The sequence below is a fragment of the Holdemanella sp. MSK.7.32 genome (assembly GCF_024460475.1).
Taxonomy (GTDB): domain Bacteria; phylum Bacillota_I; class Bacilli_A; order Erysipelotrichales; family Erysipelotrichaceae; genus Holdemanella.
This window is the reverse complement of the sequence record NZ_JANFYN010000007.1, coordinates 57,741-73,049: the sequence shown is the minus strand read 5'-3', so window position 1 is coordinate 73,049 and position 15,309 is coordinate 57,741. Positions and strand designations below refer to the sequence as shown.

Genomic DNA, 15,309 nt, shown 5'->3' with positions numbered 1-15,309 from the left:
ATCTTACTGGATGATAGGTACATAGATCATGGATGAAATTCTGAAGTATTTATAAGCAGAGCATACAATAAAAACTCCATCGTAAAAAGACTGAATGTATCGGGATACCGAATGATTCAGAAAGATGGAGTAGCTATTGAAATGTTACTGGACGACTGGAAACGAACCGGGCACGTCAATTAGACGTGTGACTTTCATTTGAAAGTCTTTTCTTGACGCGTTTCGTATTACTATTAAACAAGTAAAAGGAAGTGCTATATGGTTAGGACAATTGTATGTGATTTAGATGGATCTTTAATGAATCCGAGTAGTGGAATCTATGTCAATGAAGCTGTTAAAGAAGCATTGATTGAAGTTGAAAAAAGAGATGTCTTAGTCGTATTAAATTCAGCTCGATGCTTTCAAGGTGTGTATCCATTGTCTAAACAGATTTTGATGCAAGATTTTGGTGGATATGTCATTAGTTGTAATGGAGCCCATTGTTTTGATGTGAAAATGAAAAAGACGATGTTTGAGTATGTAATCTCAAATAACGATGTTTCATTTATTTGGCAATATGCGCTTGAACACGGTTTAGGCGTTGGATATAGTCAACCCGATTATTTTGTGGCCAATAAAATGACACATGGATTTGAACTGGATATGCATAATTGTGATGTGGATTACATTTTAACGAATCACATGGAAAAATATTTAAAGGGTTCTGTGTGGAAAGTGTCTATATCGGATTCAAAATCACGAATTGATTCAATTTATGATGAAATGAAATCGATTATTGAATTAAATTGTAATGTAAAAGTTGTGCATAGTACAGATACGATGATTGACATTATTCATAAGGATTGTGAAAAGTTAAATAGTGTGAACCGCTTGTTGAAAAGTCTTGAAATCTCTTGGAAAGATGTCAGTTCCATCGGAGATGGTTCAAGTGATGCGCCTGTATTAGAAGCATCTGGTCTTGGTGTTACTCTTGAAAATGGTTGTGAAGCATGTAAAAAAGTCGCAAAAAAAATTGTTCCTTCATGTTATGAAGATGGCTGTATAGAATGGTTAAAGGAGTTATAAAAATGAGAGTAGTCGATATGCATTGTGATACGATTCTAGAATTATTGAGTCGTGATTTAAAAGGGAAAGAGGCAAGTTTGTATTCAAATGATTTGTCGATTGATTTAGAAAAAATGAAGAAGGGTAATTATTTATTACAGAATTTTGCGTTGTTTACAGATCAAAAAGAACTAGCGATTCCTGAGCAACAGACAATGCGTTTGTATGATGAATATTGTACACAAATGGATAAGTATGCAGATTATATTGCACCTGTATATACGTTTAGTGATATTGAGAAGAATGATAAAGAAGGAAAACTATCGAGTTTGTTGACACTTGAAGATGGTGGTGTTTGCTTCAATGATTTAGCGATGTTAAGAAATTACTATCGCATGGGTGTAAGAATGATTGCACTAACATGGAATTATGAGAATGGAATTGGTTATCCAAACCTTTCTATGAAAGATATGAATGGAAATCGACCTAACTATAAGCGTAGTGTAGATACAGAAAGAGGATTGACAGAGTTTGGAATTTCATATGTGAAAGAAATGGAAAGACTTGGTATGATTATTGATGTTTCTCACTTAAATGATGCTGGTTTCTATGATGTATTGAAATATACGACAAAACCATTTGTGGCATCACATTCAAACGCAAGAAGCGTATGTAATGTAGCCCGTAATATGAGTGATGATATGATTCTTCAATTGGCAAAACGTGGTGGTGTCATGGGACTTAATTTCTGTGGCAGTTTCTTAGCGGATCGCACTGATCACAAGAGTTGTGTCAACGATATGGTCAAACATATTCTTTATATAAAAGATTTAGCTGGAATTGATGTGATTGGATTAGGTACTGATTTTGATGGAATTTCATGTCCTTTAGAAATTGAAGATGCATCTATGATGAATCTATTAGAAGAAGCTTTATATAAGGCAGGGCTTACACAAGAAGAAGTAGAAAAAATCTTCTATAAGAATGTATTAAGAGTCTATAAAGAAGTGTTGTAAATGGATCGTTTGATCCGTTTTTTTGTTTTTCTTGAAGAATATGATATAATTTCGAATGTAAATTTCTGTAAGAAATATGAAAGAGAGAATGAAAGATTATGGAATTATTGAAATTGTTAGGTATTCTAATTGTCGTAATCGGATTTGTATTAAAATTGGATTCGATTTTGATTATTATGATTGCCGCTATTGTGACTGCACTTGTTGCAGGTATGGATCCAGTTACTTTCTTGGAAACACTTGGATCAAGCTTCGTCGCTAACCGCAGTATGTGCGTGTTTGTGATGGTCATGGTTGTTACGGGAACTCTGGAAAGAAATGGTTTAAAACAAGCAGCCGCCAATGTAATGAAGAAATTTAAAAATGCATCAGCTGGTGTGGTTGTTGCGATTTATGGAGTGTTTAGATTGATTTTTGCGGCATTTAATGTGAGTTTTGGTGGCGTTGCCGGATTTGTTCGTCCTATTGTATTGCCTATGGCGACTGCTGCAGCTAAGAAAAATGGTAAAAAGATCAGTGAAAAGTATGAAGAAAACTTAAAAGGAATGGCAAGTGGTATGGAAAATATCGCATGGTTCTTTGGGCAAGTTTTGTTTGTAGGAACAAGTGGAATGATCTTAGTGCAATCTACATTAGCTGGTTTAGGCTACAATGTTGAATTGGTTGATTTAATGAAAGTACAAATTCCAGTGGCAATTATTGCCGTAGCTGTTGCGATTGTGTATTACTATCTTAAAGATAAACAACTATCTAGAAAGGAGACAAAATAATGAATCCAATTCAATTCTACACAAGTGTGGATGTTACACTTTCAGAAAAACTATTAGAAGTCATGTATTGTATTATTGGATTGATTTCTATGTATGTTGCCTTTAAAAATCTAAAAGATAAAGAAAATAAAAACAGTGTCGGCTCATTTGTTTTCTGGTTTGATTTAGGGCTGATGTTTGTACTAGGTAAATGGTTGCCTGCCTTGGCTGATGGTATCTTATTGATTATCTTGGTTTTACCTCCAATTTTTAAGAAAGTTTCACCTGGTAATGAGCCTGAACCTACTCTTGAAGAGATGGAACAAAATAATAAAAACATTGGCGCAAAAGTATTTGTTCCAGCTGTATGTATTGGTTTATTTGCGTTACTAGCTGCATTCTTTACTAAGATTTCACCATTAGTTGGAATGAGTGTTGGTGTTTTCGTAGCTATGATCATTTTACGAATCTATTCAAAATCAAATACACCAAGTGTCTTCTTAAAAGATTGTCGTAGAATGATGGATGTGGTTGGACCATTAAGTATGCTTCCCATGTTACTTGCTGCTTTAGGAGCTGTATTTACTGCAGCCGGTGTAGGAGATGTCATTTCTAGTTTAGTATCTAATATTATTCCTGCAGGCAATGTTACAATTGGAATTATTGTTTATGCGATTGGCATGGCGGTATTTACCATGATCATGGGAAATGCTTTTGCGGCAATTACCGTAATGACAGTTGGGATTGGGGCACCTTTTGTCCTTAAATATGGAGCAGATCCAGTAGTGATTGGATCTCTAGCATTAACTTGTGGATATTGTGGTACACTATGTACGCCAATGGCAGCAAACTTTAATATGGTTCCTGTCGCAATTCTAGAAATGAAAGACAAAAATGGTGTCATTAAAAAACAAGTGCTTGTTGCCGTAATTATGTTAGTGGTACAAATCGTCATGATGATCATGATGTCATAGGAGATGAAATGTTATGAAAAAAGTATTGATTACAGGTTTTGATCCTTTTGGAGGAGAAAAAATCAATCCAGCTTATGAAGCTGTTAAATTATTGCCGGATGAAATTGGTGGAGCAAAAATTATTAAGAAAGAAATTCCTACGGTATTTCAAAAAGGGCCAGAGGCAGTTTATGAAGAAATTCAATCTTCTAAACCAGATTATGTATTGTGTATTGGTCAAGCTGGTGGAAGAAGTCAAGTCACACCGGAATGGGTGGGTATTAACTTTAGAAATGCAAGAATTGCCGATAATGAAGGCAATCAACCGTTACAGACAAGTGTTGTAGAAAATGGCCCAGAAGCTTATTTTACAATGCTTCCTGTATTTAGAATGGTTGAGAAAATGAAAGAAAATGGAATTCCTGCAAGTGTTAGCTATACAGCAGGTACTTATGTTTGTAACGATGTAATGTATTCTGTATTGCATTATTGTCATACAGAATTTAAAGATGTAAAAGGTGGCTTTATGCATGTGCCTTTTGCGACTGAACAAACAGTAAATCAGCCAGCAGGAACTCCTGGAATGAATTTAAAAGATATTGCTAAAGCCATTGAATTGTCTGTAGAAGCTATGTTAGAGAGTGATACGGATATTAAAGTGGTTTCTGGAGAAACACATTAAGAGAAAAGATTTGTTCTTTTCTTTTTTTTCTTGTTCAAAAAAAAGGGTGAGTCTATTATTGTGACTCACCAAGAAATAGGAATATATGAAATAAACAGAATAAGTTATTTAGGAAAGGGTTATATGTATTGGGTTGATACCTGTTTATTTCTGTTTATAGAATAGTCTTTAAAACTTAAAAGAAGCTTAAAGAAACCGTGAAAATATTTACAAATTTATGAAAAAATGTAATTTCTTTCTTGACACTATGTATATGTTGAGTATAATAAGCACTATAAAGTGAATCGAGTAAAGATAGAGGCAGCATTGCATCAGAGTAAAACATGGAGTTGGCAGACTGTGAAGTGTTTGAAAGGTAACCAATGCCGAAAGAGATAAAATGGCAATTTTGTTTCTTGGGGTTATAAGGAATACTTATAACACTCCTTCGTCAGGAAGAGGCGTTATCTTATAGTTAATGAGATATTTTTTAGCTATGTGGTATGCCGCATAGCTTTTTTCTATTCTTTGCCGATTAGAGAAGGAGAAAAAGAAATATGAACTTTAAAAAATTAATGGCATCTGCCATGGTATGTGCTTTTGCACTAACAGGATGTGGATCAAACACAGCTACAACATCAGAAGATAAAGACACATTTGTCGTAGGAATGGAATGTGCATATGCTCCATTTAACTGGCAAACATCTGAAAAAACAGATACTTCTGTAAAATTAGGAAAATCAGGATATGCGGATGGATATGATGTTCAAATCGCAAAAAAGATCGCAAAAAAATTAGGAAAGAAATTAGTCATTAAGAAAACTGCATGGGATGGATTGATTCCAGCTTTAGAGGGTGATGAAATCGATGCGATTATCGCTGGTATGACTAAAGATAAAACACGTGAAGAAGGAGCTGACTTTACAACTCCATATTATGATTCAAAGGGAATGATCATGATTGTTCGTAAAGATGGTGAAGAAGCTGGATACACAGATATTCAACAATTTACAGGTAAAAATATTGTTGGTCAAAAATCAACAAACTATGATTCAGTCATTGATCAAATTAAAGGTGTAAATCACGTAACACCAAAGGCTACTTATCCTGAAATGGTATTGGCTTTACAACAACACGAAGTGGATGGAATTACTGCTGAAATGGCAGTTGCCAAAGGTGTTGTAGAAGCAAACCCTGACTTAACAGTCGTTCAATTTGCAGATGGACATGGTTTTGATTGTGATACAACTGTTTCAATCGCATTAAAAGAAGGTTCTCGTGATTCTGAATTCTTCAAAAAAGTTCAAAAAGCATTGGATAGTATTAGTGATGAAGAACGTGAAGAAATGATGGAACATGCAGTAGAAAACCAACCAACAGAGGATTAATTATGCGTATTGATTTTGCGAAAGCTTGGAACATATTTGTTCATAATCTACCTCTTTTCCAATATGGAATTGAGATGACTTTGTTGTTCGCATTTGTTGGTACGTTTGCAGGATTTGTCGTCGGCTTATTAGTCGGCGGCATTCGTGCGATTGAGATCAATGAATATGATTCAACGGGTATTAAAGTTTTAAAAAGAATAGGTAGAATCATTACGGGATTGTATATTTGGGTGTTCAGAGGTACGCCAATGATGGTTCAAGCTATGTTTATTTACTATTTAGGAAAACCTGTGATTGGATGGACTCCGATTACTGCAGGTTTGATTATTATTTCAATCAATACAGGCGCTTATATGGCTGAAATTATTCGTTCTGGAATTCAGTCTGTGGATAAAGGACAAAATGAAGCTGCGATGTCTTTAGGTATGACAACAACGCAAACTTTGATGTATGTTGTATTTCCTCAGGCCATTAAGAATTCATTTCCTTCTATTGGAAACCAATTGATTGTAAATATTAAGGATAGTTCAATGTTGAATGTTATTACGGTAACGGAATTGTACTTCCAGACAACATCTGTAGCAGGAAGTAACTATCGTTATATTGAAACGTTTATGGTTTCAGCCGTTTTATATTTAATTTTAACAACACTTGCTTCTTTCTTATTGAATTATCTTGAAAAAAGAATGGACAGCGAAAGCAGTATGAAAGATTTCTGTAGCTAGGAGGGTATTTATGGAAACAATTATTCAAATTCAACATCTCCAGAAACATTTTGGAAATCTTAAAGTATTAAATGATGTAGATTTCGATATTCATAAAGGAGAAGTGGTTACGATTATTGGATCGAGTGGATCTGGTAAAAGTACAATGTTAAGATGTGTAAACCTATTAGAAAGAATGGATGGAGGCCATGTTCTATATCATGGTAAAGACATTCTAAGTGGTCAAATGGATGTCAATGAATATCGTTCTAAGGTTGGAATGGTGTTCCAAAGTTTTAACTTATTTAATAATTTGACTGTTTTAGAAAACTGTATGTTAGGTCAGATTCGTGTTTTAAAGAAATCAAAAGAAGAAGCGAAGGCTACAGCTTTGAAATTCTTAGATGAAGTTGGCATGAAAGAGTTTGCGAATAAGCCTAGTACTAAACTTTCTGGTGGACAAAAGCAACGTGTTGCGATTGCTCGTGCCTTGTGTATGGATCCAGAAGTACTACTATTTGATGAACCAACAAGTGCATTAGACCCAGAAATGGTTGGTGATGTTTTGGATGTCATGAAAAAGTTAGCTGATGAAGGTTTGACTATGGTTATCGTTACACATGAAATGCAGTTTGCCAGAGAAGTCAGTGATCGTGTTATTTTTATGGATAAAGGTGTCATTGCAGAACAGGGTAGCCCAGAACAGTTGTTCGAGCATCCTCAACAAGAAAGAACACAACAATTTTTATCTCGTTATCAAAGCCGTTAAGCGGCTTTTTCTTTTTGTGAAAAAATTCATTTGTTGAGATGAGTTCATTGAAAAAAGGCCTAGTTAGTGTTATATTATTATCGATTAATGGAGGAAAAATACAATGGAAAAAAGACCAGTAATTTTGGTTGTTATGGACGGTATTGGTATTCGTGAAGATAAGAAGAACAATGCTGTTGCATTAGCCAACAAACCAACACTTGATAAATTGTGGGCAGAATGTCCACATACACAACTTCGTGCTCATGGACTTGCAGTAGGACTTCCTACAGATTCAGATATGGGTAACTCAGAAGTTGGACACAACGCATTAGGTTGTGGACAAATTTACTCTCAGGGAGCTAAATTAGTTAACGAAAACATTGAGTCTGGAGAAATCTTCAATTCTAAAACTTGGAAGGATTTAGCTGAAAATGCAAAAGGAAATAAAATGCATTTCATCGGTCTTTTAAGTGATGGAAACGTACACTCTAATATTTCTCACTTAAAGGCTTTGATTAAAGAATCTAAAAATGAAGGTATTAAAGAAGTTCGTGTTCATGCATTACTTGATGGACGTGATGTTCCTGCAACTTCAGCTTTAGAATATGTAAATGATATTGAATCATTTATGGCAGAATTAAATGATGACAATTTCCACGCATGCATCGCTAGTGGTGGTGGACGTATGCAAATCACAATGGACCGTTATGAAGCTGACTGGTCTATGGTTGAGCGTGGATGGAAAATTCACGTAATGGGTGAAGGAAGACAATTTGCTTCAACTACAGAAGCTATTGAAACGTATCGTAAAGAATTAAATGTTGTTGACCAAGATCTTCCAGGATTTGTTATTGCGAAAGATGGTGCACCTGTAGGAACTATCGATGATGGAGATAGCGTTGTATTGTTCAACTTCCGTGGTGACCGTGCTCAAGAAATCTCTTTAGCATTTGATGGAGATGCTTCATTTGATAAATTTGATCGTGTTAAAGTTCCAAATGTTAAATTTGCAGGTATGTTACAATATGATGCAGACTTACAAATTCCAAAGAACTATTTGACAGAACCACCAAAAATTAAATATACATTAACTGAAGAATTGTGTAAACATGGTATTCGTGAATATGCAATCAGTGAAACGCAAAAATATGGACACGTTACATATTTCTGGAATGGTAACCGTTCAGAAAAATTTGATGAGTCTTTAGAAACTTATGTTGAAATCCCAAGTGATGTAGTTCCATTCGAACAAAGACCTTGGATGAAGGCTGCTGAAATCACTGATAAATTGTGTGAAGCAATCGAAAGTGGAAACTATGATTTCATTCGTACAAACTATCCAAACGGTGACATGGTAGGACACACTGGAAGTTTACCAGCAACTATCATTGGTGTTGAATCAGTAGACTTAGAACTTGCACGTGTTATTGAATCAGTAAATAAAGTAAATGGTATTTTATTAGTTACTGCAGACCACGGTAATGCGGATGATGAAAGTAAGACTAGCCACACATTAGCACCAGTTCCATTCATCGTATACAATGCGGAATGTGAATTAAAAGAAGGCGAAGATCTAGGATTGTCAAATGTTGCAGCTACAGTTTGTGATTTCTTAGGATTAGAACCAAACGAACATTGGAACCCATCTTTAAAAAAATAATTTAGATTATTAAGGAGTAATGTTAAAAAAACTTTACTCCTTTTTTATTTGTTTTCATGATAAAATGACAAAAAAAGAGGGTTGATTTTATGGAACGAGTCTTAATTGTTGAAGACGATGAAAATATTCGTCAATTATTAAAATTAACATTGGCTAGTTTTAATTATGAACTAGTTGATTTTGAAAATGGAAAAGATGCATATGATTATCTGCAAAACAATAAAGTGGATTTAGCCATATTAGATTTGATGTTACCAGGCATGAATGGATATGATATATTAAAATTTATTCGTTCAAAGACAACGCTTAAAGATTTACCTGTTATTATCTTAAGTGCAAAAGATAAAGAGCTTGATAAAATCATGGGACTTGATTTAGGAGCTGATGACTATTTGACAAAGCCGTTTAGTGTGTTAGAGCTTGCTGCTCGTATTCGTTCATTACTTCGTAGAAGTAAAAAGGATGAACGATTGATTCAAATACATGGCTTATGTATTGATTTAGATAAAAGAACGGTGACAATTCATGAAGAACCGGTTGAATTGACATTCAAAGAATTTGAATTGTTGAAATATTTAGCTAAAAATGAAGGTAGAGCTGTATCACGAGAAGAGTTGATCAATCAGATTTGGGGATATGATTTTATTGGAGAAAGCAGAACACTGGATGTACATATTAACTCATTGCGTAAGAAGATGGGAAATGAATATGCACATTGGATTCAATCTGTAAGACAGGTTGGATATCGTTTTGTTGCTGAGGATAACAATGCATAAGAAGATTGTTCATTCGTTTTTAACAACTTTTTTGATCACATTTATCTTGGGCTTTGGTTTACTTTACGTGAGTTTATATAAAGCATCTATTTCTCAAGATCGACAATATTTAATGAATACAGTTAAATTGGTGAAAAATTTAGAAATAGATGATTTAAATACGACTCGTTTGGGTGATACTTTTAAATCGGAAGATATTCGTATCACAATTATTAAGCGAAACGGAAAAGTTTTATATGATAACTATAAAAATAGAATTCGTGAAAAACATCTGCAGCGTGAAGAAGTAAAACAAGCTATTGCTCAAGGTACAGGGACATGTATTCGTCATTCAGATACAATGCAACGTTCTTATTTATATGTAGCTGACTATGAGGAAGATAATCAAACAATTGTTCGTTTAGCTATGCCATTTGATGGATTGAGCCAATCTATTTCGATATTATTAGCACCATTTTTATTTAGTATTGCCGTATCTTTTATGGTGGTATTTGTTTTGTCTAAAAAAATGGCCAATGAAATTGTAGAACCTTTTAAAGATATTACAAATACAATTAATTCAACAGATATTTCAAAAGAAGTGCTATCGTTTCATAAATATAATTATCCCGAACTTTATGGAATCACAGATGCATTGACGAAAATGTCCGAAGAAAATAAAAAGTATTTAGAAAGACTGGAAAAAGAAAAAAAGGTTCGCCAGGAATTTTTCAGTAATGCGAGTCATGAATTAAAAACACCACTCACCTCTATACGTGGATATACAGAATTGATTCGTTCGCATACAATTCAGGATAGTGCTCAAATCGATACATGTTTAGATTGTGTTTTAAAAGAGAGTGACCACATGACGCAGTTGATCAATGATATTTTAACGATTTCAAAATTAGAAACAGAAGAGATGCAAGTCACATATTCGCATATTCAAGTAAAGAAATTGTTGGATTCTGTTGTCGAGACTTTAAAACCACAAATTGAAGCGATGCATTTAAATGTTTATGTGAATGCGACAGAGTTTACCGTTTTTGCGAGTTTAGATCATATTAAAGGTATCTTCTATAATTTAATTTCGAATGCAATTAAGTACAATAAACAAAACGGACGAATAGATGTTGTTCTAAAGAAAAATCAAAAAAATATGTATTTTAGTGTGGAAGATACAGGTGTGGGAATTGCGCAAGAAGAGCAGAGTCGAATCTTTCAAAGATTTTATCGTGTGGATAAACAACGCTCAAAAACAATTCCAGGTACAGGTTTAGGTTTGTCGATTGTAAAACATGTTGTCTATTATTATCAAGGCAAAATTCATTTAACTTCAAAGGAAGATGTGGGAACTAAAATCACAGTTGAATTGCCTATTATTGTAAAAGAAATCCCAGAGAATTAGTCTCTGGGATTTTGTGCATATTCTTGTTTTGATTGTAAAACACGGATTGCGAATACAAATAGAATAACCAATCGAATGATATCTATGATGATAAAGAAGATAAATACACGAATTGAATATTCCTGTGATTTATAGTAGTTCATAAAGGTTGGAAGATAAACTAAAATACGAATAATTTCGCCTATCATACAACATGCGATAATCTTCTTTGTCGCCTTTTGATTGTAGTACATATAGAATAATGGAATGGTCCAAATAAAAGCAGTAAAAATACATAGCATAAAGATGTCTTTTGTTGCAAATACTTTTTGCATATCCAAACTTGCGAATAGATTTGAAAAGATTTGGATAAGAATTGGAAATAAAATTAATTCGCCATAAATAATAATGCCTAAACGAACGGATAGTTGGGGCAAAGTCATAGGGGCTTTTTCTACTACATATTCATCTTCTTCATCTTGTTCCGTTTGTTCGAATTCTTTTTCGTATCTATCTTTTATTTTTTCATAATCTACATTCTTTGTTTGTTTAGCTACCCAATCATCGTCTTCATCGTCCAATTCGATTGTGTGATCAAAATAAATCTTACACCAACGATTGTTTCTTAAGTATCCACCAATTTGGCAAAGCACAATGGTTTTTAAAAGCATACAAGCAACAAGGACAAAGAATGGTAATATAGTCGTAAGGTTTGTCAACAATAATTTGATTGGAAAGTATATAATCAAAAAACTGATCGCAATATCTATCCAATATAGAATACGAAACCATTTTTTACCAGTTGAAAGAAGAATAAATGTGATGCCATATAAAAGAATCTGTCCGATTCCTAATTTGATCAACATAGAGCGAAAAGCTGGATCATCTACTTTCAAGAATTCCATGCTTGAGAAAAGATATGCCATGGCTAAAAAATAAACGCAAAGTACAAAAAAATAAAGAATAAGATGTATAGTGATTTTATGTTTTGATTTTTGGTATAGGATTAGGTTTTCTTCTTGTTTAGAATACATATATGACCTACTTTCTATTAGAAATGATTGATTCATTTCTCTTAATACATTCTATCACAGAACGCAGAAACTAATAAAATACATTGTCAATATTTTAACAATGGATTAATATATCAAAGGAGGGATAACAAACATGGAATTAAAAACAATTCGAATTCAACGTGTGGTTGAAAAACAAAATTTGGCTTCTGTTATGAAGAGTGGATCATTGGATGTTTTAGCTACACCGCAAATGATCGCATGGATGGAAGAAGCTGCATGTCTATGCCTAGAATTAGAAGAAGGTAAGACAAGTGTTGGCATCAGTATGAATGTGTCTCATGATATGGCAAGTCCATTAGGGGCAACAATCACAATTGAGGCTAAGATGGTTAATGTGGATGGTCGCAAAATTGATTATGAAGTACAAGCGTTCCAAGATGGTAAATCAATTGGAAAAGGTGTACACAGTCGTTTTGTGGTTGATGCACAAAAATTTATCGATAAAACATACAAGAAATAAAAAAAGGAACCCATGTTATTATGCATGGGTTTTAAAATCCGCTTTTGATTCTATCTATATCTTTCTTATCGCCACTAGCTAACCAAACCATATAATCCGGATAATTTGTGTCTTTAAGTGCTTTTATTTCTTGTTTTACACCATCTGCATCTATATTATATCCCTGAATCCATGTTCGGTATTTAGCGGGATATTTGATACTTTTTAATTGCTCGTCACTGATCTTAGTGAATGCATATAAAGTGTCGTATGGCTTTTCAACAGGATTATCAATGTTAAAGCTTCCATTTGAAAAGTGATCTAAATAAGGCATAGGACAAATGATATCAACGACATTGGCGATGGCTGGAAGAAATTGTCCAATATCTTGATCATCGCAAGCTACAATAGGCCATGCGAACATATCGGCTGCAACATAAACGTGTTTTGGGGATAATTCTTCTTTTGCGTATTGAAGAAAACCTTGGATGGCGGCTACTTTACTTTCTTTATAAGTGTTGTGAAAATTTAGTTTTGAGTTTGCGCTTGCCGTTCCATCAGGAAAGCGAACATAATCAAACTGAATTTCATTAAAGCCTAGATCAGCACACTCTTTGGCAAGTTCCACATTATACATCCACGCTTTTCTAGAATACGCACTAGGCCAGTATTGATCGTTGTAGACAACTAAATTGCCATTATGATCTGTTAATGATTCTTTTGGGTTTTCCATCGCAAAAACAGCATCTTTAAAAGTAACGATACGACTTACGCAATAGAATCCCTTCTTTTTGTATTCTTTAATGATTTTTGTTAAGTCTTTTTTTGAAATCATCGTAGTATTTGTTGCTTGACTAGGATCTGATAAATAATCCTTACATACATCACTCGCATATAAAACTGAGCCTTCATCATTCTTTGTTTCGACAATAATCGTATTGATGTTCTTTAACTTTTCAATGTATTCTTGATTGTTGATGAAATTGTCCATTGATACGTGGACGGACTTAACATGTTTAGGCATCGAATTTTCTTTATATATTTCTTTTTTGATAGGCTTGTAATCAATTTGTGATGCATAGGCATCTTTAGAATATCCATCTTTGTAGTAATCATCCCAATATGTCGAATAAGATATGGCTTGATCATACTTTTTTAATGCTAATTTTCTTGATGATTCCACATATGCACCACTTAAATAATAGGTTTTATTCTGCTTTTTGACTTTGTACCAGCGCATTTGGCCTGTGTCTTTATCCCAGTCTTTTTGATCGATGGATTCTACTTTTACTTTTTCACCTTTCTTGACAATCACTTTACTTAGTTTTCCACCTTTTTCTTCTCTTAAGTTTACCAGTCTTCGACAATAAACATAATCTAAGTGAGTAGCTTCATCAAAACTATTTGCGAGATTTGAATTCTTAACTTTTAGTTTATCGTGATTGTATATGATAATGCTTGAATGTTCTTGTTTTTGATGAACTTTTACTTTTGTACCTTTAGGAATTTTAATTTTTTCAATAACAGCTTCACCATCTTCTAAATGTGCTTTTTCTACCGTTAGCTTATTGGTATCGCATTTAATATATCGAGTAGGGTGGAGTGAGTTTGCGGCTAGGGCAAGTAAAAATAAAAATGCCACGATTATCATTGGAAGAATGAACATTTGTTTACTTTTCATGTAATCACCAATAGAATAGTAGCATAATTCATATAATTGTCAATTTTCAAAGCGTTTTTGGGATGATTTCCATCGAATCAGACCCATATTTAATAGAATTAGGGATAAAGCACCGCAAGTATCAATGCATATGTCTGTAATTTGTGGGCTTCTTCCTGAGACAAAAGATTGATGCCATTCATCACTGCAAGCATATAGAATGCATGTGACCAAAGCGTATAGTACATAGTGTTTCACACCATAGTTCTTATACATATAGAAAGTGTTGAAGCCAAGCATGGCATAAATTGTAAAATGTGCGAGTTTACGAACGATATGCATTGAGAATGGTAAAAATTGTAAAAACCAGGCACTTGTTTGTGTGGATTGTTCTGCATTTTGACTGGAAAAATAAAAGATCAGTAGCATGTTGCAAATTGTAAAAATGGTAAAAATGTGTTTTTTCAATTCGAAAACTCCTTTTGTTGAATAAATAAAGCGTAGTTCGCCTTTTTGTAGTCGGATTCTTTGAAAGAGTGGCGAACATAAATAAAATGATAATCGAAAGCGTTGGACATGTCAAAATCATCTAAAATAATATAACTTGTCACATTGTTTTCATTAATAAATTCTTGAATAGCTTTTGTGCGTGGATTAATCAAAGTAGTAACGGATTTAACATATTTTCCTAAATCAAAGATGTCAAACATGGCCTGAAGTTGTTCTAATGAATAGACTATTCTCCATGAGCTTGTGATGATGATTTGAGCATCATATTTTTCAATGAGTTGCTTCAAAAGTTGAATACTTTCTTTTGAAAAACAATAATAAACTTGATTGACTAAATATGCGTTTAGTGTGGCAATTTTTGGGTGGTTCAATTTTTTTGCCAGGACATCTGGTAAATTGTAATCGAGACAATAGGAATTCTTTTTACGACTCGGATTGATTACTCCATCGATATCTAAAAATATACATGGTTTCATATGTGTTCCTCCTTTTATTATGATAGTCAAAATTGTACTCAAGTTCAAATGTTGATATAATTTACAAAAAGGATGTGTGA

Annotated in this window: 16 protein-coding genes and 1 riboswitch; of the genes, 12 read left to right on the top strand and 4 right to left on the bottom strand. The window is 33.7% G+C overall.

All coding sequences use genetic code 11. From position 1 onward, the window contains the following. Positions 1 to 258: 258 nt before the first annotated feature. The 11 genes from NE544_RS03090 to NE544_RS03040 all read left to right on the top strand — a co-directional run bounded on the left by NE544_RS03090 (position 259) and on the right by NE544_RS03040 (position 11,089). Positions 259 to 1,065, top strand: coding sequence for a Cof-type HAD-IIB family hydrolase (locus NE544_RS03090; RefSeq protein ID WP_256268282.1), 807 nt, complete (start codon positions 259 to 261; stop codon positions 1,063 to 1,065). A gap of 2 nt (positions 1,066 to 1,067) precedes the next feature. Next, a complete protein-coding gene (locus tag NE544_RS03085) occupies positions 1,068 to 2,060 on the top strand; it encodes a dipeptidase (RefSeq protein ID WP_256268281.1) in 993 nt (330 codons plus the stop codon). A 98-nt stretch (positions 2,061 to 2,158) separates the two neighbouring features. After that, on the top strand, positions 2,159 to 2,830 hold the full coding sequence (locus tag NE544_RS03080; RefSeq protein ID WP_256268280.1) for a 5-oxoproline transporter, DUF969 family subunit: 672 nt from the start codon (positions 2,159 to 2,161) through the stop codon (positions 2,828 to 2,830). Further along, positions 2,830 to 3,783, top strand: a complete 954-nt coding sequence (locus NE544_RS03075) for a DUF979 domain-containing protein (protein WP_256268279.1) — start codon at positions 2,830 to 2,832, stop codon at positions 3,781 to 3,783. Before NE544_RS03080 ends, NE544_RS03075 begins: the two co-directional genes overlap by 1 nt. A gap of 13 nt (positions 3,784 to 3,796) precedes the next feature. Further along, positions 3,797 to 4,444, top strand: a complete 648-nt coding sequence (gene pcp, locus NE544_RS03070) for a pyroglutamyl-peptidase I (protein WP_118115167.1) — start codon at positions 3,797 to 3,799, stop codon at positions 4,442 to 4,444. A 287-nt stretch (positions 4,445 to 4,731) separates the two neighbouring features. Continuing rightward, positions 4,732 to 4,898, top strand: a riboswitch (Lysine riboswitch). Positions 4,899 to 4,980: 82 nt separating this feature from the next. After that, complete coding sequence (locus NE544_RS03065) at positions 4,981 to 5,811, top strand: transporter substrate-binding domain-containing protein (protein WP_118115166.1); 831 nt, start codon at positions 4,981 to 4,983, stop codon at positions 5,809 to 5,811. Between the two features lie 2 nt (positions 5,812 to 5,813). Continuing rightward, positions 5,814 to 6,536 (top strand): amino acid ABC transporter permease, encoded by a 723-nt coding sequence (locus NE544_RS03060; RefSeq protein WP_118115165.1) that lies wholly within the window; start codon positions 5,814 to 5,816, stop codon positions 6,534 to 6,536. A 10-nt stretch (positions 6,537 to 6,546) separates the two neighbouring features. Then, on the top strand, positions 6,547 to 7,284 hold the full coding sequence (locus NE544_RS03055) for an amino acid ABC transporter ATP-binding protein (RefSeq protein ID WP_118115164.1): 738 nt from the start codon (positions 6,547 to 6,549) through the stop codon (positions 7,282 to 7,284). Positions 7,285 to 7,387: 103 nt separating this feature from the next. Further along, positions 7,388 to 8,926, top strand: coding sequence for a 2,3-bisphosphoglycerate-independent phosphoglycerate mutase (gpmI, locus tag NE544_RS03050; protein WP_117572328.1), 1,539 nt, complete (start codon positions 7,388 to 7,390; stop codon positions 8,924 to 8,926). 89 nt (positions 8,927 to 9,015) lie between these two features. Beyond that, a complete protein-coding gene (locus NE544_RS03045) occupies positions 9,016 to 9,702 on the top strand; it encodes a response regulator transcription factor (RefSeq protein WP_256268278.1) in 687 nt (228 codons plus the stop codon). Further along, entirely contained in the window at positions 9,695 to 11,089 is a 1,395-nt protein-coding gene (locus tag NE544_RS03040) for a cell wall metabolism sensor histidine kinase WalK (protein WP_256268277.1), read from the top strand. Before NE544_RS03045 ends, NE544_RS03040 begins: the two co-directional genes overlap by 8 nt. Here the strand turns inward: NE544_RS03040 and NE544_RS03035 are convergent. Then, positions 11,086 to 12,102, bottom strand: a complete 1,017-nt coding sequence (locus NE544_RS03035; protein ID WP_256268276.1) for a hypothetical protein — start codon at positions 12,100 to 12,102, stop codon at positions 11,086 to 11,088. The two genes, NE544_RS03040 and NE544_RS03035, sit on opposite strands and share 4 nt — an antisense overlap. A gap of 133 nt (positions 12,103 to 12,235) precedes the next feature. Between NE544_RS03035 and NE544_RS03030 the strand changes: the two genes are divergently transcribed. After that, a complete protein-coding gene (locus NE544_RS03030) occupies positions 12,236 to 12,604 on the top strand; it encodes a thioesterase family protein (RefSeq protein ID WP_118116697.1) in 369 nt (122 codons plus the stop codon). 31 nt (positions 12,605 to 12,635) lie between these two features. Here NE544_RS03030 and NE544_RS03025 read toward each other — a convergent pair whose 3' ends face one another. Genes NE544_RS03025 through NE544_RS03015 form a run of 3 tightly spaced genes read right to left on the bottom strand, consistent with a single transcriptional unit; the run spans position 12,636 to position 15,229 of the window. Then, on the bottom strand, positions 12,636 to 14,264 hold the full coding sequence (locus NE544_RS03025; RefSeq protein WP_256268275.1) for a putative glycoside hydrolase: 1,629 nt from the start codon (positions 14,262 to 14,264) through the stop codon (positions 12,636 to 12,638). 39 nt (positions 14,265 to 14,303) lie between these two features. Then, on the bottom strand, positions 14,304 to 14,711 hold the full coding sequence (locus NE544_RS03020) for a VanZ family protein (RefSeq protein ID WP_256268274.1): 408 nt from the start codon (positions 14,709 to 14,711) through the stop codon (positions 14,304 to 14,306). Beyond that, entirely contained in the window at positions 14,708 to 15,229 is a 522-nt protein-coding gene (locus NE544_RS03015) for an HAD domain-containing protein (RefSeq protein ID WP_256268273.1), read from the bottom strand. The genes NE544_RS03020 and NE544_RS03015 overlap by 4 nt, the downstream gene beginning before the upstream one ends. Positions 15,230 to 15,309: the final 80 nt, after the last annotated feature.

What these genes read in the sequence shown, in the direction of transcription:
- NE544_RS03090 (WP_256268282.1), top strand. Translation starts at nt 259, where the DNA reads ATGGTTAGGACAATTGTATGTGATTTAGATGGATCTTTAATGAATCCG.
- pcp (WP_118115167.1), top strand. Translation starts at nt 3,797, where the DNA reads ATGAAAAAAGTATTGATTACAGGTTTTGATCCTTTTGGAGGAGAAAAA.
- NE544_RS03030 (WP_118116697.1), top strand. Translation starts at nt 12,236, where the DNA reads ATGGAATTAAAAACAATTCGAATTCAACGTGTGGTTGAAAAACAAAAT.
- NE544_RS03060 (WP_118115165.1), top strand. Translation starts at nt 5,814, where the DNA reads ATGCGTATTGATTTTGCGAAAGCTTGGAACATATTTGTTCATAATCTA.
- NE544_RS03085 (WP_256268281.1), top strand. Translation starts at nt 1,068, where the DNA reads ATGAGAGTAGTCGATATGCATTGTGATACGATTCTAGAATTATTGAGT.
- gpmI (WP_117572328.1), top strand. Translation starts at nt 7,388, where the DNA reads ATGGAAAAAAGACCAGTAATTTTGGTTGTTATGGACGGTATTGGTATT.
- NE544_RS03015 (WP_256268273.1), bottom strand. Translation starts at nt 15,229, where the DNA reads ATGAAACCATGTATATTTTTAGATATCGATGGAGTAATCAATCCGAGT.
- NE544_RS03045 (WP_256268278.1), top strand. Translation starts at nt 9,016, where the DNA reads ATGGAACGAGTCTTAATTGTTGAAGACGATGAAAATATTCGTCAATTA.
- NE544_RS03075 (WP_256268279.1), top strand. Translation starts at nt 2,830, where the DNA reads ATGAATCCAATTCAATTCTACACAAGTGTGGATGTTACACTTTCAGAA.
- NE544_RS03040 (WP_256268277.1), top strand. Translation starts at nt 9,695, where the DNA reads ATGCATAAGAAGATTGTTCATTCGTTTTTAACAACTTTTTTGATCACA.
- NE544_RS03065 (WP_118115166.1), top strand. Translation starts at nt 4,981, where the DNA reads ATGAACTTTAAAAAATTAATGGCATCTGCCATGGTATGTGCTTTTGCA.
- NE544_RS03055 (WP_118115164.1), top strand. Translation starts at nt 6,547, where the DNA reads ATGGAAACAATTATTCAAATTCAACATCTCCAGAAACATTTTGGAAAT.
- NE544_RS03035 (WP_256268276.1), bottom strand. Translation starts at nt 12,102, where the DNA reads ATGTATTCTAAACAAGAAGAAAACCTAATCCTATACCAAAAATCAAAA.
- NE544_RS03080 (WP_256268280.1), top strand. Translation starts at nt 2,159, where the DNA reads ATGGAATTATTGAAATTGTTAGGTATTCTAATTGTCGTAATCGGATTT.
- NE544_RS03025 (WP_256268275.1), bottom strand. Translation starts at nt 14,264, where the DNA reads ATGAAAAGTAAACAAATGTTCATTCTTCCAATGATAATCGTGGCATTT.